General features: G+C 48.7%; 17 protein-coding genes. 14 read left to right on the top strand and 3 right to left on the bottom strand.

Features of this window, described 5'->3' with window-relative positions:
* Window positions 1-354 precede the first annotated feature (354 nt).
* The gene (locus tag IEW26_RS27410; RefSeq protein WP_188594692.1) at window positions 355-1,620 is read right to left on the bottom strand and encodes a BaiN/RdsA family NAD(P)/FAD-dependent oxidoreductase; all 1,266 of its coding nucleotides are present in this window, start codon (window positions 1,618-1,620) and stop codon (window positions 355-357) included.
* A 193-nt stretch (window positions 1,621-1,813) separates the two neighbouring features.
* Between IEW26_RS27410 and IEW26_RS27405 the strand changes: the two genes are divergently transcribed.
* The 5 genes from IEW26_RS27405 to mutY all read left to right on the top strand — a co-directional run bounded on the left by IEW26_RS27405 (window position 1,814) and on the right by mutY (window position 7,993).
* Complete coding sequence (locus tag IEW26_RS27405) at window positions 1,814-3,508, top strand: two-component system sensor histidine kinase NtrB (protein ID WP_188594691.1); 1,695 nt, start codon at window positions 1,814-1,816, stop codon at window positions 3,506-3,508.
* 222 nt (window positions 3,509-3,730) lie between these two features.
* A complete protein-coding gene (locus tag IEW26_RS27400) occupies window positions 3,731-4,165 on the top strand; it encodes a BrxA/BrxB family bacilliredoxin (RefSeq protein WP_110899630.1) in 435 nt (144 codons plus the stop codon).
* Window positions 4,166-4,335: 170 nt separating this feature from the next.
* Window positions 4,336-5,145: an NAD(+) synthase gene (gene nadE, locus IEW26_RS27395; protein ID WP_111272621.1), complete on the top strand. Its 810-nt coding sequence runs from the start codon at window positions 4,336-4,338 to the stop codon at window positions 5,143-5,145.
* Window positions 5,146-5,952: 807 nt separating this feature from the next.
* Complete coding sequence (acpS, locus tag IEW26_RS27390) at window positions 5,953-6,345, top strand: holo-ACP synthase (protein WP_145406329.1); 393 nt, start codon at window positions 5,953-5,955, stop codon at window positions 6,343-6,345.
* 250 nt (window positions 6,346-6,595) lie between these two features.
* The gene (gene mutY, locus IEW26_RS27385) at window positions 6,596-7,993 is read left to right on the top strand and encodes an A/G-specific adenine glycosylase (protein ID WP_188594690.1); all 1,398 of its coding nucleotides are present in this window, start codon (window positions 6,596-6,598) and stop codon (window positions 7,991-7,993) included.
* Window positions 7,994-9,376: 1,383 nt separating this feature from the next.
* Here the strand turns inward: mutY and IEW26_RS27380 are convergent.
* Window positions 9,377-9,988, bottom strand: a complete 612-nt coding sequence (locus IEW26_RS27380; RefSeq protein WP_111272857.1) for a superoxide dismutase — start codon at window positions 9,986-9,988, stop codon at window positions 9,377-9,379.
* Window positions 9,989-10,408: 420 nt separating this feature from the next.
* On the opposite strand from IEW26_RS27380, the gene IEW26_RS27375 reads away from it, so the two are divergent.
* From IEW26_RS27375 to IEW26_RS27335, 9 genes are all read left to right on the top strand, one after another.
* Window positions 10,409-10,834, top strand: a complete 426-nt coding sequence (locus tag IEW26_RS27375; protein ID WP_090924581.1) for a GNAT family N-acetyltransferase — start codon at window positions 10,409-10,411, stop codon at window positions 10,832-10,834.
* Between the two features lie 332 nt (window positions 10,835-11,166).
* Complete coding sequence (gene lepB / locus IEW26_RS27370; RefSeq protein ID WP_111272861.1) at window positions 11,167-11,742, top strand: signal peptidase I; 576 nt, start codon at window positions 11,167-11,169, stop codon at window positions 11,740-11,742.
* Between the two features lie 177 nt (window positions 11,743-11,919).
* On the top strand, window positions 11,920-13,764 hold the full coding sequence (queG, locus tag IEW26_RS27365; RefSeq protein WP_188594689.1) for a tRNA epoxyqueuosine(34) reductase QueG: 1,845 nt from the start codon (window positions 11,920-11,922) through the stop codon (window positions 13,762-13,764).
* Window positions 13,765-13,779: 15 nt separating this feature from the next.
* Window positions 13,780-14,805: an HD-GYP domain-containing protein gene (locus IEW26_RS27360; RefSeq protein WP_145406326.1), complete on the top strand. Its 1,026-nt coding sequence runs from the start codon at window positions 13,780-13,782 to the stop codon at window positions 14,803-14,805.
* A 171-nt stretch (window positions 14,806-14,976) separates the two neighbouring features.
* Window positions 14,977-15,240 carry a YneF family protein gene (locus tag IEW26_RS27355; protein ID WP_111272854.1) on the top strand — a complete coding sequence of 88 codons (264 nt, stop codon included), beginning with the start codon at window positions 14,977-14,979 and terminating at the stop codon, window positions 15,238-15,240.
* A 56-nt stretch (window positions 15,241-15,296) separates the two neighbouring features.
* Window positions 15,297-15,890: a GTP cyclohydrolase I FolE gene (folE, locus tag IEW26_RS27350; protein ID WP_111272853.1), complete on the top strand. Its 594-nt coding sequence runs from the start codon at window positions 15,297-15,299 to the stop codon at window positions 15,888-15,890.
* Window positions 15,891-16,008: 118 nt separating this feature from the next.
* The gene (locus tag IEW26_RS27345) at window positions 16,009-16,881 is read left to right on the top strand and encodes a lipoate--protein ligase family protein (protein WP_188594688.1); all 873 of its coding nucleotides are present in this window, start codon (window positions 16,009-16,011) and stop codon (window positions 16,879-16,881) included.
* A gap of 71 nt (window positions 16,882-16,952) precedes the next feature.
* A complete protein-coding gene (locus IEW26_RS27340) occupies window positions 16,953-17,177 on the top strand; it encodes a hypothetical protein (protein WP_090924575.1) in 225 nt (74 codons plus the stop codon).
* Between the two features lie 203 nt (window positions 17,178-17,380).
* A complete protein-coding gene (locus IEW26_RS27335; RefSeq protein ID WP_188594687.1) occupies window positions 17,381-19,783 on the top strand; it encodes an S-layer homology domain-containing protein in 2,403 nt (800 codons plus the stop codon).
* A gap of 148 nt (window positions 19,784-19,931) precedes the next feature.
* Here IEW26_RS27335 and IEW26_RS27330 read toward each other — a convergent pair whose 3' ends face one another.
* The gene (locus tag IEW26_RS27330; RefSeq protein WP_188594686.1) at window positions 19,932-21,221 is read right to left on the bottom strand and encodes a Fe-Mn family superoxide dismutase; all 1,290 of its coding nucleotides are present in this window, start codon (window positions 21,219-21,221) and stop codon (window positions 19,932-19,934) included.
* Between the last annotated feature and the right edge of the window lie 73 nt (window positions 21,222-21,294).

Raw genomic sequence — 21,294 nt, 5'->3', positions numbered from 1 at the left:
TTGCATGCTCATGAATGACGAACATCGGAAAGCCGTATGAGGGAAAACCTCACGTACGGTTTGATGAGGAGGGGCTGGGTTTTGCCCAGCCTTTTACTCTAGAGGCAAGTTACACCATGAGATGGTGGGGAACACTTGGGCATATTCTAACGATTCCAGGAAGCGCTATTTGCTGCTTTATGGAGTGTTTTGAAACGTAACGATTCCCAGAGACGTTATTTAGCCCAAAATGACTCTGATGATGCTGGAAAGTCGGTTTTTGAGCGAAATAGCGTTCCTGAGAATCGTTAAAATCCAAAAGAGGTGATTTTCTGCCAAATAAGACTTATAGGATTCGTTAGCGTTAATCTCACATCAGTGGGTGTGTCTGTATTCGGCGGCATGCATACCAGCGGTGTATCCGGTGGAGAATGCAGCCGTTATATTATAGCCGCCAGTGTAGCCGTGAATGTCCAGTACTTCGCCGCAAAAGAATAATCCTGGCAGCAGCTTGGATTCCATCGTTTTAGGGTATATCTCCTTTAAGTGAACACCACCTCCAGTAACAAAGGCTTCCTTGAGGGATCTCGTCCCGTCTGCGCGGAAGGTAAATGACTTCATGAGTCCACATAGATGGCTTAACATGCCTTTTGGAAAATGGTGAAAGGAGAGATCGTCTCCGATCTCTGCACGTTTCATAAGCAGAGGGATGAGACGCTCCGGCACCCATGTTTTCAAAATATTTTTCACAGCCTTGCGAGATTCCTGCTCCAGACCTTGTTTTACCTGTGCTTCCAGCGCAGCAGGAGTAAGGTCAGGGAACAGGTCAATGCTCATCGTGACTTGGGTATTGCCGGATTTCATCTGCACCTTGCGAATAAACTGACTGCAGCGCAGGGCAACCGGACCGGATACTCCAAAATGGGTGAAAATCATATCTCCACGATGGGAGATGACGGTTTTGCCTTTCGCATCTAGCACAGACAGAGCAATGTCACGCAGAGACAAGCCTTGAAGTTCTTTGGACTGAATCCAGCTCTCTCCGGACACTATGGGCACTTCGGTTGGATACAGTTCTGTGATGGTGTGACCTGCGGCTTCAGCCCAAGGATATCCGTCACCCGTGGAGCCGGTTTGCGGCACGGATTTGCCCCCGGTTGCGATAATTACAGAGCGGCCATGTATGACTTTACCCGAAGCCAGCTTAACCCCTTGTACATGCTGACCGTTCTGAATCAGCTCTTTAACAGGTTCTTTAGTACGGATTTCTACGCCGAGTGAGACGATTTTACCAACAAGCGCATCCACAACTGTTTTGGCTTTGTCCGTGACAGGGAACATCCGTCCGTTGTCTTCTTCTTTCAAGGCGATGCCGAGATTTTCAAAAAAACGCATGATGCCCTGATTATCCAGATTCTGAAATGAGCTGTATAAAAAACGGCCATTGCCCGGGATATGCCGGATCAACTCGTCCGTCTCCTTCGCATTAGTGACATTGCAGCGTCCTCCGCCCGAGATGCCGAGCTTGCGGCCCAGCTGATCTCCCTTATCCAGCAGCAGCACAGAGGCTCCATTTTCGGCAGCTGCCACACAAGCCATCAGACCCGCGGAACCGCCGCCTATTACGATAACGTCATACATTCATAATTACCTTCTTTTTATTGATTTTGTCTGTTTTTTTATAGACGATGTCTACCACTGCCTTTTTCTGTAACAAGACAGAGTTATAAGGTGTTCTATTTTGCAGCTTAAAGGGATATATTGTAATAAACTGTCGCCTATGTTTTAATCAGAATTAATGAGGGAATGTGCAGGTCGAGGAGGAGATGACGTTGTGGTTGCGTTAAAGGACATTCTTTTACAAGTACTGCTGGCAGGGTCGGCAGTGGTCTTGATTCCCTTATTTTATCTGGGGCTCTCCAAACAGCAGGTAATTCGGCATAATCATATAGATAAGGTGAATTACAGCTTTGCAGTAACGAGTGTGCTCAGCATGCTGTTATGTCTGCTGTTTGCGTTATTTGAAAGTACCGAGACCCTTCCTATATCCCTAAGCATTATCCCGGTTACGCTTGCGGTTCTTTATTGTAACCCCCGTATAGGCGCGGCCTTGTCTCTTCTACATATTCTCTTCTATTTTCTTATAGCACATCCCTATAATTTGTACGGATTTTTTCTTCATACGGGTATTCTTCTCTATCCTATTGTATGGTTGTCAGCCAAACGATTCAAGCATAATACATCATCCGGTCAAATGAGAACAGTTATCGGACTGATCTTTGCCGAAATCATGGTGTCCGGCTTGTTGCGGGTGCTCTCGTTTTCTTCCGATACTGCATTTTCTCAAACGTTTTTGATCCTGTCAGGTCTCGGATATATGGCAGGTGCACTGGTTGCGGGCAGCCTGAGTCAGCTATGGCTGGAACGAATGAAACATTATCGCGGGATGGAGCAGCACCTTTCTGAAGTGCATCACCACTATATTACGGAAACCGAGAAGCTTCATCAGATTCTAAATGCGGTTCCTCTATCCATCGCTACGGTAGATAAGGAAGGCAGAATTATTTTTGTTAATGAGATTATGAAAAAGACTGCCAAAGAGCAGCTGCCCTGCACTTCAGCCAATAATTTGATCGGGCAGCATGCCAGTCAATTTGTCGAGCAGGAGCAGGCAGAGAAAATGGAACACAGCATTCATCAAGCAATCGCTCATGGTGAGGCGAATGTGCTGACGGTTCGGTACGGCTCACATGTATTTTTGTCACGCACGGTGCCGATCTATGCTTATACGCAAAACGGGTCGAGAATTGTCTCCGGGGCGATGCTTATCATTCAGGATATTACAGAGCTGGAGATGCTGCGCAGCGAGCTTGATAATGTAGACCGTCTGAGTCTGGTGGGGCAGATGGCGGCAAGCATTACGCATGAAGTGCGTAATCCGATGGCAGTTGTCCGGGGATTTCTTCAATTAATGCAGGAAAAGAGCCCCGAATCCCTGGACCACTATTATCGGATCGTGTTGGAAGAGCTGGATCGGGCCAACAGCATCATCAATGATTTTCTGTCACTCGCTCAAAACCGGATTGCGGAGAAGGAAGAATCGCAATTGCATGATATTATTCATGAGCTCAGTCCGCTGCTTTGGGCCGATGCGAATCTGCGTGGTCAAAGCATCGAGCTGATGCTGGACCATAATGTGCCCAAGCTGAATCTCAACGCGAAAGAGATCAAACAAGTTGTGCTAAATCTCGCTCGTAACGGCATGGAAGCAATGAATGAGAAGGGCGTGCTTACGCTGGAAACACGCACAGATGGCGACAAGGTAGAGTTATGTGTACATGATACGGGGCCTGGAATCCCGCCGGTGAAGAAGGAAAAGCTGTTTGAACCTTTTTTTACAACCAAAGCAAAAGGAACTGGACTTGGATTATCCATGTGTCAAAGCATCGTGGAACGGCACAATGGCACAATTACGGTTGAATCGGAAGAAGGGCGGGGCACGACATTCAAAGTTGCCTTTCAGCGTTAGTGAGTCAGCATACTTTGCCAGAGAGTCAGCCATAATAAGATAGAGAAAGCCGTTCCGCAGGTGTTGTCTGAATCTTGCTTTCATTGCTTGGGGATGTATAATAGGAATAGCACATCGTGTATCCATTTTTTTCGATATGGACGCATTCACGGGTGCACAACGATCGTTCTCTAATTTTACAAGCGAGATCATAGAACAACCATTATAAGGAGTGAAACTGAAATGTCGATGTCATTTGATCAATACATGAGAGATATGGTTCAGCCAATGCGGGATGAGCTGACTAGATTGGGAATTCAGGAACTGCGTACACCGGAAGAGGTTGAAGCAAGCCTGCCGGATGCGAAAGGAACAGCACTGGTTGTCATTAACTCGGTATGCGGATGTGCCGCTGGTCAATGTCGCCCAGGAGTTGCTCAGGCGCTTCAGAACGATATTACACCGGATCATCTTTACACCGTATTTGCTGGTCAAGACAAGGAAGCTACTGCAAAAGCACGTGAGTTCTTTGCACCATATCCACCTTCCTCACCGTCCATCGCACTGATGAAAGACGGAGAACTCGTTCACTTTATCGAGCGTCACCAAGTGGAGGATCGTTCTGCAGAGGAAATCGCGGCTGACCTGACAAGTGCGTTTGATCGCTACTGCCGTTAATTCGCTCCATAGAACGCCCCGCTCTTCGGATGACCGATGCCGGGGCGTTTCATTTTGGACAGATCAGGTTATTGAACCATTCGAACCTTTCAAGCCAGGTGTCAAATTTCCGTTATAGAGTAATACGATGCCGCCAGATTTTTAATCATGCAGAAACGGGGTGTATGACGATGAGTTTGCAACAACAGATCATCGCTGAATTGAAGGTTAAACCAAGCATTGATGAGGCCGAGGAAGTACGCAAGCGTGTAGACTTTTTGAAAACGTATGTGAAAAATTCCGGTACCAAAGGGCTGCTGATCGCAATCAGTGGCGGAATCGATAGTGCAGTCGCTGCAGCGCTGTGCAAACAGGCTACGGACGAGCTTACTGCAGAGAACAATCAAGAGTACAAAACGCTTGGTGTATTCCAGCCTTATGGAGAGCAAGCGGATATTCAGGACAGCTACGCTGTAGCCAAAGCATTTGATCTGAAATACGTGGTCGAGACCAATATTGAAGATGCCGTGAATGAGATTGCGCTGGAAGTGGAGCAGGGCTTCAAGTCTCTGGGCAGTCCGCGTCATATGACGCATCAGGGCAAGGGCAATGTAAAAGCGAGAACACGTATGGTGATGCAATATGCACTTTCTTTTGAAGAAAATCTGCTTGTTGTAGGTACAGATCATGCGTCCGAAGCGATTACAGGCTTCTATACCAAATGGGGCGATGGAGCTGTAGATATCACACCGCTAAGCACGTTGAACAAACGTCAGGTGCGTCAGCTTGCTGCTTATTTGAAGGTTCCGCAATCCATTCTGGACAAGGCTCCTTCTGCCGGACTATGGGAAGGTCAAACCGATGAGGATGAGCTGGGTATTTCATACGAAGCAAACAGCGATTACCTTGAAGGCAAGCAGATCGACCCTGCCGCGCAAGAGCGCCTGGAAGCCTTTTACAAACGTACACATCACAAGCGTAATGCCATTCCTGGTATCTAATCCGGGTGAAGGCTGGTCAGCTGCCATAAATGTTGAAGTGGCATGTATCAGCTGTAATCCTAACCATGTGCATCGAATACATGTGCACCAAAACGATATGTTCCAAGAGCGGAGACATGTGTAATATGTTTCTGTTGAAAAAGGAGTCATGCCTCGGGCAGCGGCTCTTTTTGCTTTTTTTGGGGAAATTGGATATTTGCAAAATGGAAACTCGCATCCCTGCACGCCTCCTGCTACAATAGAATACGTGTTCGGAAAGGTTCGAAGGATTCGATCAGAAAGTTTGGAATATATGCTCTATATAAATTGAACTAAAGAAACGACATTATGCCGCTTAACAACGATCCATGATCGTCAAAGATCGCTGTAATGGGGCAAGGTACCAGCCTTGGCAGGCTGTTTAAGTCGAAGAGGGAAGGCTAACGATCCCCATAGAGCTTATTTTCCCTGAATCGGGGACATTTGAAATCTAACGATCCTCAGAAAGCTTATTCCATTCGAAATCCTGAAAAAGAAGCCTGATCAAGCTGATTTCAGCACAATAGCGTCTCTCGGGATCGTTAGAATTTTCCAAAGCACGAATATGCCGAAATAAGGCTTCTCCTGATCGTTAGCGCTTGCAGTAGAGGGTGGCAGGACTTGCACTTGCCATGAGCGATGCACGATATTTGACTAATGTGCCTGGATTGATGAGTATATTGGGGTGGATTGTGTACACTCTTTAGTTTAACTTATCTAGAAGTTTCGCAATGATAGGATAGGACAATTATTTTTAAACAGCCTAAACAATTAAGCGGGTGAAGCATTGTGATATATGGCATCGGCAACGATATATTAGAGATTGGACGGATGCGGAAACTGCTGTCTGGCCGGCATGGTGAGGCATTTATGAAGCGTATTTTGACCCCGGCTGAACGTGATATTGCAGCTCATCGCGGCAAACGGATGGCCGAGTTTGTTTCGGGTCGTTTTGCGGCTAAAGAAGCCGTGTCCAAGGCGTTTGGCTGCGGGATCGGGGCTGTTATGAGTTTTACGGATATTGAAGTGCTGCCTGATGCATCCGGCCGTCCTGTTGCTTCGTTGACCAGCGAAGCCTGGGAGCGATTGCAGCTTCCTTATGATAAACAGTATGAAATTCATCTCAGCATCACACATCAGACAGAACTGGCTGCAGCATTTGCCATTGTGGAGCAGGTGTAGTGATAGGGATGGAGACACGTTATAGGGATGGGGACAAATGATGAATAGCTTGTTATAGCAAGGGGTGTAGCGAATTTATGTCTTACCCTGTTGCTTGGCATGCAGGATGCGTAAAGCACATGATGATGTGCTTGATAAAAGCCAGGCTTGTTCTTATCGATCGTGCAAGATGGTGTATCACTGAGTCATTGCTCATTGATAATGCAGTCGTTATTTGGGATGAATCGTGGATAGAGGAAAGGAAGAAGTTATGGGTTTACAAGAACAGAAACGTCATTTCAGTGTGAATCTGCTGGATTGGTATATGATCAATCGCCGGGATTTGCCGTGGCGTCGCCACAATAATCCGTATTTTACATGGGTTTCCGAGATTATGCTGCAGCAGACAAGGGTGGATACGGTGATCCCGTATTTTAACCGTTTTATTACGAATTTTCCGACTGTGCAGGCACTTGCAGAAGCGCCGGAGGAAGAGGTGCTGAAAAACTGGGAAGGACTCGGCTATTATTCCCGTGCACGTAATCTTCAGGCAGCTGCACAGCAGGTTATGGAGCTGCACGGGGGAGAGATGCCGCAGGACAAGCAGAGTGTATTTGCGTTAAAAGGGGTCGGCCCGTATACTGCCGGGGCCATTCTCAGCATTGCCTTCAACCAGCCGCAGCCAGCGGTGGATGGCAATGTTATGCGGGTGTTATCCCGTTATTTCCTCATTGATGAGGATATTATGAAGGGCAGCACCCGGGTGTTGATGGAGGAGCTCGCGACAGAGCTCATTCCTGAAGGGCGGGCGCGTGATTTCAATCAGGCGCTGATGGAGCTTGGGGCGCTGGTGTGTACACCTAAAGCGCCGCACTGCTTGACTTGCCCGGTGATGGAGCAATGCTCCGGCAGAATTGCCGGAAGAGAGCTTACACTGCCGGTCAAGACCAAAGCCAAGCCGCCGCGTCCTGAGCAGCGGCTGGTTGCCCTGGTGGAAGGCAGCGGTGCCCATCGCGGCCGTGTGCTTGTGCGCCAGCGCCCGGAGACGGGCCTGTTGGCCCGGATGTGGGAGCTGCCGCATGTGCTGGCGGCGCCTGCCGCAGCGGGTAAGGCGGCAGCGCCGCTGGCGGATGAGCCGGCCATGGCGCTGCTGGCCGGCAGTCTGTGGGCGGAAGGCTTCGCTGCCCGCCCGGAAGGGCTGGCTACCCATGCGGAGCATGTGTTCAGCCATATTGTTTGGAGCCTGCAGGTGTACAAGTGCACCGAGCAGGACCTGGGCAGTGAGCTTCCGCTGATCGCCGCGGAAGCAAGGGCCGCCTACGATGCACAGGCGGCGTCACAGGCAAGTTCAGCGGCTGCTGTTACTGGACAGTTGCAAATCTCCGCTGAACCCAAAGCGGATGCTGAGCTTACTTCTGCAGCGGCAGATGTATCAGCACCAGGCACAGCCTACACGGAGAGCCAATCAGGCTCACTCCTTGAACATAATAAGCCGTTGTCAGCCTCCACCACCGCTAACGCGTCACAGGAAGTGCTGACAGGCAAAGGCGACGGCCTCACATATCAATGGATCGGCCCGGAAGACATGGAGAAGCTGGCTTTTCCAAACGTCTTTCTAAAGTTGCTTCGCAATTATTTCGCCGGGGCTTATGATGAATTAGCCGAATAATGAGAATGCAACTAATGAAGTATACAAGAGCTGCGGTGCGTAAATCTGCTGCGGTCTGCGAATAAACGATAGTGGATGCGAACGGGTGACAGTACAAAAGTAACCAAGGAATTCCCAGCCGCTGCGGCCCGACCTGTGCCGTCGCAACGATACTCCGCATGTGATTCGCGGAGAAAATGTAACTCATGAAGTATGCAAACATGCGGGGTATGCGAAAAAACGGTAGGGTATGCGAACGAGCGACAGCACAAAAAGTAACCAAGGAATTTTACTCCGCGTGTGATTGGCGGTGAGGATGCAACTCATGAAGTATGCAATTATGCTGCGGTGTGCGAATAAGCGATAGCGTACGATTGACAGAACCCAAGCAACCAAGGGGTTATAATTCGTGTGTGATTCGCAGTGGGAATGTAACTAATGAAGTATGCAAGTAAGCTGAGGTATGCGAACGAGTGACAGTACAAAAGTAACCAGTGAATTATACTCCGTGTGTGATTCCCGGTGAGGATGCAACCAAGGAAGTATGCAAGTAAGCCGCGGTGTGCGAATAAGCGATAGCGTATGCGAACGAGTGACAGTACAAAAGTAACCAAGACGAATTATACTCCGTGTGTAATTTGCGGTGAAAATGCAACTAAGGAAGTATGCAAGTATGCTGCGGTCTGCGAATAAAACGATAGGATATACGAACGAGCAAAAGTACAAAAAGTAACCAAGGAATTTTACTCTGCGTGCTCTGATGTGCAAAGGAGTCACAGTAGGCGAGTAATCAGTACAGTTTGCGAGTGAGTTGGGTGTGAAAGTAACTAAGTAAAGCAAATGGATGGACAGGCTGTATTGGGCAAAATATCCTAAGTTGGTCAGCGCTAACGATTCCCAGACACCTTATTTCGCTGAAATATTGGGGTTCGGAATTTTAACGATTCTGAGAGACGTTATTTGGTTCAAAATTGCTCATCAGGAGCATTTTAGAGCCAAAAATGGGTGAATAGCGTTTCTGGAGATCGTTAGAATTTTGAAAGGCCGAAAAACGGGCAAATAGCGTTCCTAGGAATCGTTAGCGCAGCGGAAGATGATGTGGAGGTCCCGTGGAGGTATCACGTATGTAAACTAGAAGGAGAGGGTGGAGAGAGAGGTTGCGGTCTGCTGCGTATTATAGGGATGTCGGGCATTCAGCGTTGGAGTATAACTTACAGATGTTCAAAAAAAGCATCGTAATCGCGCGTGTTCGTGGTGCGGACCAAGCACCTCCTGCGCCGACGCGCTTGCCACTCCCTGCCCAGACGTATCCCAGTATGTCAGCCCAACGCTGCCCGGCATAGATCAAAAAGAGCCTGCATTGATCCTAAAGGACCGATGCAGGCTCTTCTATCTGAACAGCAATTATTTTGCTGCAGCGTAACGTTTGTTCACTTCATCCCAGTTGATTACGTTCCAGAAAGCGGAGATGTAATCAGGGCGTTTGTTTTGATATTTCAGGTAGTAAGCGTGCTCCCATACGTCCAGACCCAAAACCGGAGTCAGACCTTCGAAGAGCGGACTGTCTTGGTTAGGCGTGCTAGTGATGGACAATTTGCCATCTTTGCCTACAACGAGCCATGCCCAGCCGGAACCGAAACGAGTAGTTGCTGCTTTAGCGAAGTCTTCTTTGAACTTGTCAAAGCCGCCCAGTTCGCTGTCGATCGCTGCTGCGATGTCACCTGTAGGTGCGCCGCCGCCGTTTGGTCCAATGATTTCCCAGAACAAGCTGTGGTTGGCATGTCCGCCACCGTTGTTGCGAACCGCTGTGCGGATGCTTTCCGGTACGCTGTCCAGGTTAGCAATCAGATCTTCCAAGCTTTTGTTTTGCAGTTCAGGAGCGCTTTCCAGAGCTGCGTTCAAGTTAGTTACGTAAGTGTTGTGATGGCGATCGTGGTGGATTTCCATCGTTTGTGCATCGATATGTGGTTCCAGTGCATCGTTAGCGTAAGGAAGTGCTGGTAATTGAAAAGCCATAGTGAAATACCTCCTGAGATTTTGTTGTTGGTTGTTAAGGTACATATGTAATAATACCCTTGCCTCTATTATTAAACCGCATTCGGGATAATTAATCAACATTTTTGTTTATTAAGTATCCTGAACCATCGTTAATGAAAATCCAGGCCAGAGATAACAAACATATTTTACCCATTATGAAATATATTATAATATTTTGACGAAAAAAATCGTTAAAATTGTACTCATCTCAATGTAAACGGTTACAATAAAGCGCTTTCAGAAGAAAATGCGTGTTTTATGGAGTAAAGTATGGTTTAATTGACGAAGAAGCGGTATTTTCTCGTTTTTTGTCATTATATGAACATCGGGTTTTTGGTAAAAGGGGACCCCCTTTTTTGTAAAACCTCATCTAAGCTAACGAAAAGGGAGATTTAAGACATGCACGTTCGTTCCTTTCAGTTGAGTGATGCAAGCCAGATGACGGAGCTTCTCCAGGTTGCACTATCGGAAGAGTGTTATGAGAACACGATGGGCCCGTTTGCCCGTCAATTGTCATGGGATTCTGATCTGATCATGGTTGCGGAAGAAGAGGGAGACCTCGTCGGTGCCTTGATCGGTACGATTGATCAAAACCAGGGATGCATCTATCGTATTGCGGTTCATCCAGATTATCGTCGCCGCGGTGTCGGCAAAACACTTGTCGAGGCTATGGAGCAGCGGTTCCAGCAGCGCAAAGTCAGCCAGATTTGGGTGGCCGGTGATGAGCACAACAAAGCAGCCATGCCTTTGTACGAAGCAATGGGGTATGGTGCCAATAAGATTCTGAGTGCTTTTCAGAAACTTAGTATTTTGTCCAAGGCTTAATCGGTGCAGGTGAATTCGGTGTAGTTAGACAAAGAAATATAAGAGTTTTATTTCATATTAGGCATATCTGTTCACGCATCAATGGCGTGGTGGATATGCCTTTCTATTTGATGAGGAGGCAGCGCCAGTGATGCCTCCCTGTTTTATTTTTCCCGGAACGTGTATTAAAGAGTGTGTGTTTTGCGCATGCTGGTGGGCATCTCCAATTGTTTCGGACTACCAAATAGAGTAGACTGAAAGGGAGTATGACCCTGGGTTACACGTGTAATCTACTAACTGATAAATGAGGTGTCTCTTTGAATTCCAATTTTTCTTCGATAGAGCCTTCAACCATGGAGGAGCGGGAATCCGACCGGAAATCTGCTCCCGGGCCATCAGGAAAGTCGTGGACAGCCGAGCTGTGGGATTGGGTGAAGACGATAGTGGTTGCGTTTGTAATCATGATGCTGCTGAACCTGTTTGTGTTTAATCTGTCAATGGTCAAAGGGCAGTCCATGCAGCCAACGTTGGTGGAGCGCGATCGTCTGTTTGTGAACAAGATGGTGTATCATTTCGACGAGCCGGCCCGGTCGGATGTCATTGTGCTGCGTGATCCAAGCGAAGATGTGGGCAGGAAGGATTATCTGGTGAAACGAATTGTGGGTCTGCCGGGAGATACGATTGAGGTCAAGGACCACCTTTTATATGTAAATGGCGTGAAGCAGGCGGAGAGTTATACCGACATTGAGGTGCAGGACCCGGATTTCGGGCCGATCACACTGGAGCCGGATCATTACTTCGTGATGGGAGATAATCGTCATGAGGGCAAAAGCAAGGACAGCCGCATGTTCGGAAGCATCACTTCCAGTGAAATTGTCGGCAAAGCCGAATTTATTTTCTGGCCATTCTCGGAGATGAAAAAGCTGTAAAATGTTGGAGCACAACAACTTCAGAGCGCTTTTTGCGTTTAACTATACGGGCACGTAGGCTGTAAATGCACTTTATGCAAGATATATAGGTATATAGCGAAGCGCCTGATCTCCCTCCGTGAGACGGGCGTTCCTTGTTTACCGATTACGTGCCTGAGAGAAGAGAGGGAAGAGGAAATGACGAGCGTACGGACCGGGGCAGCACAGGCCGCCTCCGTATGGGAGACGTTAAAGCAGGAGATCAAGGCGGCAGGCCCGGAACTGGGCATAGATGATATTGGATTTGCTTCAGCTGATCCGTTTGTGTCACTGAAATCACTGCTGGAGCAGTCTCGCGATAAGGGGTATGCGTCAGGCTTTGAGGAGCCGGATATTGAAAAAAGAGTGCATCCCGCCCTTCAAGGCGGCGAGCCTGCTTCCCTGATTGCCATAGCCGTGGCATATCCGTCCAAAATGATAAATCCGCCGAAGTCGGAGCCAGGCGCGTACCGCGGCATTTTTGCCCGTTCGGCGTGGGGACAGGACTATCATCAGGTGCTGCGCACGGCGATGGACAAGCTGGTCAACTTTATCCGCGAGCGTGTGCCGGAAGCGATGATCGAAAGCATGGTGGACACGGGAGCACTTGTAGATCGTGCGGTCTCGCAGCGGGCAGGGATCGGGTTCAGTGCCAAGAACTGCTCGATTATATCGCCGAAATTCGGTTCATGGATATTTCTCGGTGAGCTTGTGACGAATATTCCGTTCCCGCCAGATACGCCTGTGACTGAGGATTGCGGGGAATGCACGAAATGCATTGATGCCTGTCCTACAGGTGCGCTGGTTGGCCCGGGCCAATTGAATGCGCAGCGCTGCATTTCTTTTCTGACCCAGACTAAAGGGTTTCTGGATGAGGAGTTTATGCTGAAAATAGGCAACCGTCTGTACGGTTGTGATACATGTCAGATTGTTTGTCCGAAAAATCGGGGCAAAAACTGGGATCACCATCCCGAGTTTCATCCCGATCCGGAGATTGTAAAGCCTTTGCTGCTGCCGCTGCTGGATATTGGCAACCGTGAGTTCAAAGAACGCTTCGGTCAAAGCTCCGCCTCATGGCGGGGCAAAAAGCCGATTCAGCGTAATGCGGTCATTGCACTGGGCAATTTCAAAGACAAAAGCGCTGTACCCAAATTAACACAGGTACTGAAGCGTGATCCGCGTCCAGAGCTGCGGGGAACCGCCGCCTGGGCGCTGAGCAGAATTGGAGGAGAAGACGCCATGAGAGCTATAGGGGAAGCTGCCGCGATCGAACAAGATGGTAACGTGCTAAGTATGCTGCAGAAGGCCAAGGAGCGACTGATGTCGTCCACTGCCTTACCCGAACAGCCGCAGGCTGGTAATGCAAGCAAGCTGGATAGCAAGAGCGAAGGCGAGCTTGAGCGTACAACGGAAACAAATGGTGAGCAGCCTGCATCTACAGACAAGTCGGGGGAAGCCGCTGCATGGAAGCCGTCCCCGGTGACCGGACTTCACGGCAAGCCTGTATATTATGATGAGCTGCTCACACCAATCGGTACACTTACGTTGTGCGCAACCGATGAGGGACTGTGCCATATTGATTTTGGGGCTTTCCATGTACGGGAAGCGCACCTGCAGCAGTGGGCACGTACCTGGATCGGTGAATACCGATACGAGAAAAATGAAGAGAAGCTGAGGGAAGCTGCTAAGCAGCTGCGGGAATATTTTGCAGGGGAAAGAAAGACGTTCGACTTGCAGCTTGAGCGGTATGGGACTGCATTCCAGCTACAGGTTTGGCAGGTTCTGACCGATATATCTTATGGAGAAGCCTTAACTCACCAAGAGGTTGCGGAAAAGATCGGCCGGCCCAAGGCTGTACGCGCAGTTTTGGATGCCATTAGCAAGAACCCTATTCCGATTGTTATTCCCTGTCATCGCATGAGCGGTAAAGATGGCACCCTGGTGGGTTACGTAGGCGGTCTGCAAACCAAGGAGCAATTGCTCACATTGGAGCAGCAAACGTAAGAGCGGGGGACGTTCATGAAGTATGTAAACGTGGAAAGCGTGGAGGCGGGAGAGATTCTGGGCAAGACGGTATATTCCAGCAACGGTACGGTTTTGCTGTCTGCCGGAGTCCAGCTCACCGTGTTTATGGTCAATACGCTGAAGCGTATCGGGGTTACCACGCTGTACATCCAGGATGAAGCATATAAAGATGTAGAGATAGAAGATATTCTGGATGAAGCTACGAAACGGGCCATTATCAATGATATGAGCGTAACGCTTGAAGCGGTGAGGTCCGGAAAAGATTGGAGTCCGAAAAAAGTTTCACTCAGCATCGACAAGCTGCTGAATGATGTGCTGAACGGGCGTGAGCTGCTCGTTCAGTTAACGGATATCCGTACCAAGGATAATGCACAGTATGTTCATGCCATGAATGTATGTCTGTTGTCATCGGTGATCGGACTGAATATGGGGCTCAATTATAATCAGCTCAAGGATTTGGCTGTAGGTGCACTTCTGCATGATATTGGAAAAGTAGGCGAGCCGTCTGGCAGCAGTGCTACTTCCAAGCTGCACCACACCTGGCGCGGCTTCGAAGTAATCAAGAACAAGCGGGAGTTCAGCCTGCTTGTCGCACATACTGCACTGCAGCATCATGAGCATGTAGACGGCAGTGGAATACCTAGAGGCATCACAGGTAAGGACATACATTTGTTTGCCAAAATCGTCAGTGCAGCCAACATCTATGATAATCTGATCAACGGTCTGTCGGGTAACAGTCTGCTTCCACACGAAGCGTGCGAAGAGATGATGGCCATGTCGGGAACAAAGCTGGATCGGGATATTCTGATCGAGTTTAACAAAAGTGTATCCGTGTATCCCAACGGAACGGCTGTCCGGCTGTCTACCAAGGAAACGGGTGTTATTGTTCGTCAACATCGAGGACTGCCGGGCAGGCCAGTTATTCGAATAGCACGGGGCAGCACACGTTTTTCCCTGGATGTCGTAGAGGTAGATTTGGCGAAGCAGACGACGGTCTTTATTGAAGGTGTACTGACCTAAGCCATTTATCTGGAAAATGCGTTTGCTCAAGGCTTGTGGAAATGCTATGATAACTCTCAGGAAATCCGGTCAGTGTCATGTATGCATTATCGAGATAAATGATCATGAATTATGATGTTTACTGGCACAGATCAGCAGGTTTTTTAGATTGCATACAGAGGTGTCTAAGAGATGGATATTGTAATACCGATTATTACATTGATTGTGGGTCTGGTCGGTGGATTTTTCATCGGGGTGTTCTACCTGCGTAAACAGCTCGAGAAAATGCAAAGCGACCCTGAGATGCTGCAGAAGATGGCGAAGCAGATGGGCTATAACCTGAACGGCAAGCAAATGCAGCGTGCCCAGCAGATGATGAAGAATCAGCAGCCAGGTGCGAAAATGCCTCAGCCGAGTCAACATCCTGCGCGTAAAAGCTCGGGCCGCCGAAAATAATAGCTTCAGGCGGTTAAACCGCTTGCATGATGTGGTTCGAAAGGAGGCGCTTGGCAATGGCTGGCGTTAAAGATTATTTGAATTCCAAAGTATCCGACAATCGGGAGAAGATCGAATATCATGTCGAACAGATTCTCAAATTGATTGGCGAAGACAGTACACGTGAAGGGCTTTTGGAAACGCCTGCACGGGTAACCCGGATGTACGAAGAGATTTTTGGCGGATATGAGGTTGATCCCCGTGACGTGCTGGGTGTCACCTTTGACGAGAATCACGAAGAGCTGGTCATCGTTAAAGATATCGTGTACTACAGCCAATGTGAGCATCATATGGCACCGTTCTTCGGCAAAGTACATATTGGATATGTACCGAGCGGCAAGATTGTTGGTCTGAGCAAGATGGCACGTCTGGTCGAAGCGGTAACACGCCGTCTTCAGGTACAGGAGCGCATCACCTCTCAGATTGCCGACATCCTGACAGAGGCTGTAGAGCCGCATGGTGTGATGGTCGTGGTTGAGGGCGAGCACTTGTGCATGTGCGCACGTGGCGTGAAGAAACCTGGCAGCAAGACCGTAACTTCGGCTGTACGTGGATCTTTCCGTGATAACCCTGCACAACGTGCGGAGTTTCTGTCTTTGATAAAAGAGTAAGGTTGGATAAGCCGAGTTCCTTGGGGAACCGGCTTATTTATATATAACGTTATGCCTGGCATAACGTGCCTGTTACGTTGTAATGAAGCATGAATTCAACAGTCGGAGGTTATGGATGATGAGTATACCTTCCCAATCCGATCAACGTCCTGAACCGGGGAAGAGTAGTACCGCTGCACACAGAATAGCTGCTGCCAAGCATTCGTCGCTGCGCTTGCAGATATGGGAAACGCCGCTGATGCGCCGTGGAAGCAGTGTGCTTGATGCGTTTGCATGGGAAGAAGTCATGTGCAGACGAGTGGGGTCAGGACATTTGCCTGTGGCTCATATATGGCGTCACCCGGATGCCTTTGTAGCCGGGCTGCGTGACCGTAGACTGCCTCTTGCAGTTGAAGCGATGGAGCGTATTCGAGGTGAGGGGGCTGCTGTATGTGTGCGGCCTTCAGGTGGAGCGGCCGTTCCTTTGAATCCGGGAGTTGTGAATGTGTCGCTAATTCTGCCTAATCCGGGGCATGCCATCAATATCCATGATGATTTTCGCGAGATGGCTTCAATCATTGCCGAATCATTAACCCCTTGGTCAGCTCAGGCGCAGACGGGAGAAGTACAGGGAGCCTTCTGTCCCGGTGATTATGATGTCAGCGTGGGTGGATTGAAATTTTGCGGTATCGCTCAGCGGCGGCAGGCAAAAGCTTACATTATTACTGCGTTTATCATTGTGGAGGGTCAGGGAGATAAGCTTGCGGCAGCAGTTCGCAGATTTTATGATGAAGCCTCGGGCGGAGCGGCAGAAGGATATCCGAAGGTGAAACCCGGCACGATGGCAAGTTTGCAGGAGCTGGCAGGCATTCCTTCGACCACGGCGTATACGGCATCTCTGGTGCGCACGCTGCGCAGCAGGTATCCGCATGCCGGGACGGAGCGGGTGCTTTCTGTTGGGCTCGATGAAGTGCAAGTGACGGCAGAGCAGATGAAATCGCGATATGACTGAGTTCTTTTTCATCAGGCTTGGAATTGGGTAACAGAGATGGTATGATGTGATTTCGGAAGGAGAGGATTAGAGTGGAAACATTGAGATATACATACCTGTATGAAGTCATTTCAACAGGTGAAAAGTCAGAGTTCAGCCAAATGGCAACCAGCAAAGAAGAGGCTGCTGCCCTGATTGTGGCACGTATTGCCGATCTGGAGTTTACAGAGGAGTCCGATATCAAGCTCGGTGATCTGATTGCGATTAGCAAACAGGTTGGCGACAACTATGTAGCATGTGAGGGCTGCGCTTCTTAACATAGGTATCTTATGTATGAAGTGTAATATGAAGTGGATTATGAGGTGAATCTCTATTAAGAGATTCGCCTTTTTTGTTGTACAAATTGAACCTGCTGCGAATAACAATGGTTTAATGCGTGTTTTGTCGAATTTTGTTCAGAAAATGTTCAGAATCCACTAGTATACTCATTCAAAAACCACAGCGAAGGGAAGGTTAAGAGATGAGAAGATTAATATCCGATAAGCTGGTATGGATAAATCGTCCAATGAAACTATTATTCATTTTTGTTTTGGCACTTGGTATGACAGATCATTCTTATTTTGTGGGGAAAGCAGGTGCAGCTGCTGCAATAGACTTTGTTCGTGGTGCTCCTAATTTTCCTATAGATGTAAAGGTTACTGCATCAACATTTAAATCAAGTGTAAAGCTAACGGAGAGTGCACGTCTATATTATGAGATTCGTATAGTAGACTGGCTTAGCCCAAGGCCTGAACTGGATACAATCAAGGCAAATGCAACACTTGCAGGAACTTATATTGATTTACAGGCAGAGGAAGAGAAGGACCTGTTTTTCAATCACTTATCTCCCTTGACTGATTATGCTGTATATTTTACAGCTGATGATCCCGGTAACAATTCAGTCGATTTGGTTGATCTGGGGTATCAGCAATTCCAAACCCTTGAAGGCTCCCCGTTTACTCCTACCAATGTAAAAGCTGTTGCGGGTAATGCTCAGGCGAAAATTAGCTGGAACTCGGATCTTTCAGTTACTGATGCTGTTTATATGTATCAGGGTTCTAAAGAACCAGTAGACCCTGATAACTGGATTGACATTACAAACATGTTGAACAGTGAAAGGGTAATCAATAGCTTGACGAATGGGTTGCCTTATATTTTTGCAGTTAAATCTACGTCTAATGATACTCATACGGAGTCCGACTATGTCGTCTCCAATGTAGTTACACCTGGTTTGCCAGAAGCACCCGCAACACTTACCCCGCAGGCTGGCAATGGACAAGTCAAGCTGGATTGGAGCAGTGTACCCGAAATAGAAGGGTACGTTGTTTATATGTATCAGGGTAGTGGTGCGCCGCAGAATCCAGAGAGTTGGGTTAAAGTGGCAGGGCCGATGGATGCATTGCAGTACACCGTTACGAATCTAACGAATGGTCTGCCTTACGTATTTGCTGTTCGAACTTCAAACGGTTCGGGTGCATCAGATTTTAAAGTGTCGGTGTCCGTAACTCCTCAAGCTCCAAGCAGCGGCGGTGGTGAAGTGGTTGTCACCCCATCACCTTCTCCATCAACATCTTCTTCAACAGCTCCATCCACTGCTCCGCAGAAGGAGATCATCAAGGTGGATGTGGCGAATGGCGAACAGGCTTCCACCATTGATTCCTTGGAACTCAGCCGGACTCGTGGAACAGATGGCACGATTAAAGACGAGCTTATTTTGAACCAAAGCAAAGCGCAATCCGTTATTGATCAATTGAAAAAAACAGGCTCGCATACGGCAGTTATCCGAATTCCGGATGTGAAGGATGAAGTCTCTCAGTGGGATGTGAAGCTGGCGCGTGAATCGGTGATATTATTTGCAGAGCAAGGAATTGAGCTGGTCATCTCTAATCCGAACGTGAAAGTAAGCATTCCGGCTGCTTCTTTGAAAGACAGAACGGACGATGTGTATTTCCGTTTGGTTCCGGTAAAGAAACAGGAGTCACGTGAGGCAATTGAACAAAGATTGCTGGCGAACGAGACCCTTATTCAATCCGCAGGAACGAAAAATATTCAGGTGCTGGGCCGGCCTATGACGATTGAAACCAATCTGCAAAGCCGTCCAGTCACGCTTGTACTGCCAGTGGACAGCAAACAGCTTGCAGGTGTGAACCCTGCGGACCTGGGTGTGTACATTGAACATAGCAGCGGCACCAAGGAATTGGTGCATGGTAAACTTGTGACACTTAACAGAGATAACAATCAGCAAGGCATTGAGATTCATGTGGATCAGTTCAGTACATTCTCTGTCGTTCGGGTTAAAGACTGGGCAGGTCAGACCACACAAGCACAGCCTTACATTCGCGGATATGCGGACGGACGTTTCCAACCAGAGCGTTTCGTAACACGTGCAGAGATGGCTGCACTCATGATTCGAGTAACAGGTACTGCAGAAGCGGAGAGCGAAGCATCGTTTGCGGATGTAAAAGCAAATCACTGGGCAGAGAGCAGCATCATGGCTGCGGTCCAGGCTGGTTATGTCAAAGGATATCCAGATGGCAGCTTCAAACCGGAGCAGGCAATCACCCGGGCGGAGCTGGCAAATGTGCTGCAGCATTTGCTGAAGGGAGAGCAGACAGCAGCTTCCGAGGCAGCAGCGGCATTCAAGGATGTACAGCAGCATTGGGCACAGGAAGCTATTAATCGACTGAATGCAGCAGGTGTGCTTACAGGTTATACGGATGGCACCTTCCGTCCAGAACAACCTGTAACACGTGCTGAAGCTGTGACCATGATCAACAAATTAATCGGTCTTCAGCCGGCTTCAGCAGCGATAAAAGCATGGTCTGATGTTCCTGATACGCATTGGGCTTATCAAACCATCGAGGCCGCATCCATTAAAGAATAAAACATACGGATTGTGCGCGTGCATGTGGTGGGAGATGCGCATTGCATTTAAAAAAGAGATATCGTTTAGTCTTTCGACTGGGGATATCTCTTTTAAATTTAAAATAGTTTGTTATCGTATTCTTATACTACATATGCCCCGCTCGCGCTTAATAAGGCGGCCACAACAGCTTGCGTGCGGCTTCGTAACGCTCAGCTACAGCAGGCCAGTAGACGACATTCCACCAGTCCTCGATATACTTTTTGCGCTCGTTCTGATGTTTGAGATAGTAGGCGTGCTCCCATACATCCAGCGGCAGGAGCGGTACGATGTCGGATTGGGAGAGGTTCTGATGTTTCTCTGCCTGTAAAATCTCCAAGCGATGCGCTCGCGGACTCCATACAAGCATCGCCCAGCCGCTGCCCTCGACCTTGTTGGCCGCTTCGGTAAATTGATTTTTGAATGCCTCGTAGCTGCCAAAATCACGTTTGATCTGCTCAGCAAGCATGCCTTCAGGCTTGCCGCCACCTGCGGGATTCATAATGGTCCAGAAGATCGTATGCAGGTAGTGCCCTGCGCCGTTAAAAGCAAGCTCACGCTCCCAATGCTTGACGAGCTCAAAATTGTTCTTTTTACGAGATTCAGCAAGCTTCTTCTCGGCCGTATTCAGACCGTCTACATAGGATTGATGGTGTTTGTCGTGGTGGATACGCATCGTCAGTTCGTCAATATGCGGCTCCAGTGCATTGTACGCGTAAGGCAGGGGAGGCAGCGTATGCCCGCCAATGGGAACCGGCTTTTCTTTAACCGTGGAAGCACTCGTTGAAGGCTCAGTTGAAGCACTGCCGCCAGCAGAAGGCTGGGGGGATGCAGATTGTGCCTTTACAGTAGAAGTGGGAACTGCATTTGTTTGGGTAGTAGAATTGGATTGAGTCTCTTTGGCTTCACGCCAAACGGCTTTGTTGTCTTCTGAACGGGTGCTGTGCAATGCGTTCTCCAGCAGTATGGATGATGATGGTGCTTCGCGCAGGAGGCCAGGCTGGCTCAAGGTTTCGAGTACCCCCAGGAAATACTCTGATTCACGGATGATATGCAGAATTACAGTTTGAGCAAGTGGAAGCGCACGTACAGCGGCACTTTGCTCCAGCATGACATACAGCTGCTTAATAAACGCTCTGGACTGCTCCTGTGCTGCCGAGACGAGCTGATCAATGCAGCGCATGATATACGGAGCCGGCGGCTGGGTTGCGGGCAGCAGCTGCTTGATCAGCTGATTCGCTGCTCGTTCGCTGCTCGCAAAGGCTGCCTCCCATTCCTCCAGCATCTTCACATAAGCAGGCTCCAGGTCAGGAACCAGTGCCCGAATAAGGAGAGTATGTTCTTTCTCCTGCTCCTTCCAGAAACGGATTTCCTCCAGTGTCCGCAAAGGCAGCAGACGGCCATATTCGTCGCAGTTCATATTCAGCGGACCTCCAATCCTGCATTTTTTATTCTTAATTCATCGTACAAGCTTTCATCGAGCAATCATGAAG

Source organism: Paenibacillus silvae (assembly GCF_014639235.1).
GTDB classification, from domain to species: Bacteria; Bacillota; Bacilli; order Paenibacillales; family Paenibacillaceae; genus Paenibacillus; species Paenibacillus silvae.
This window is presented reverse-complemented; position numbering and strand designations above follow the sequence as displayed.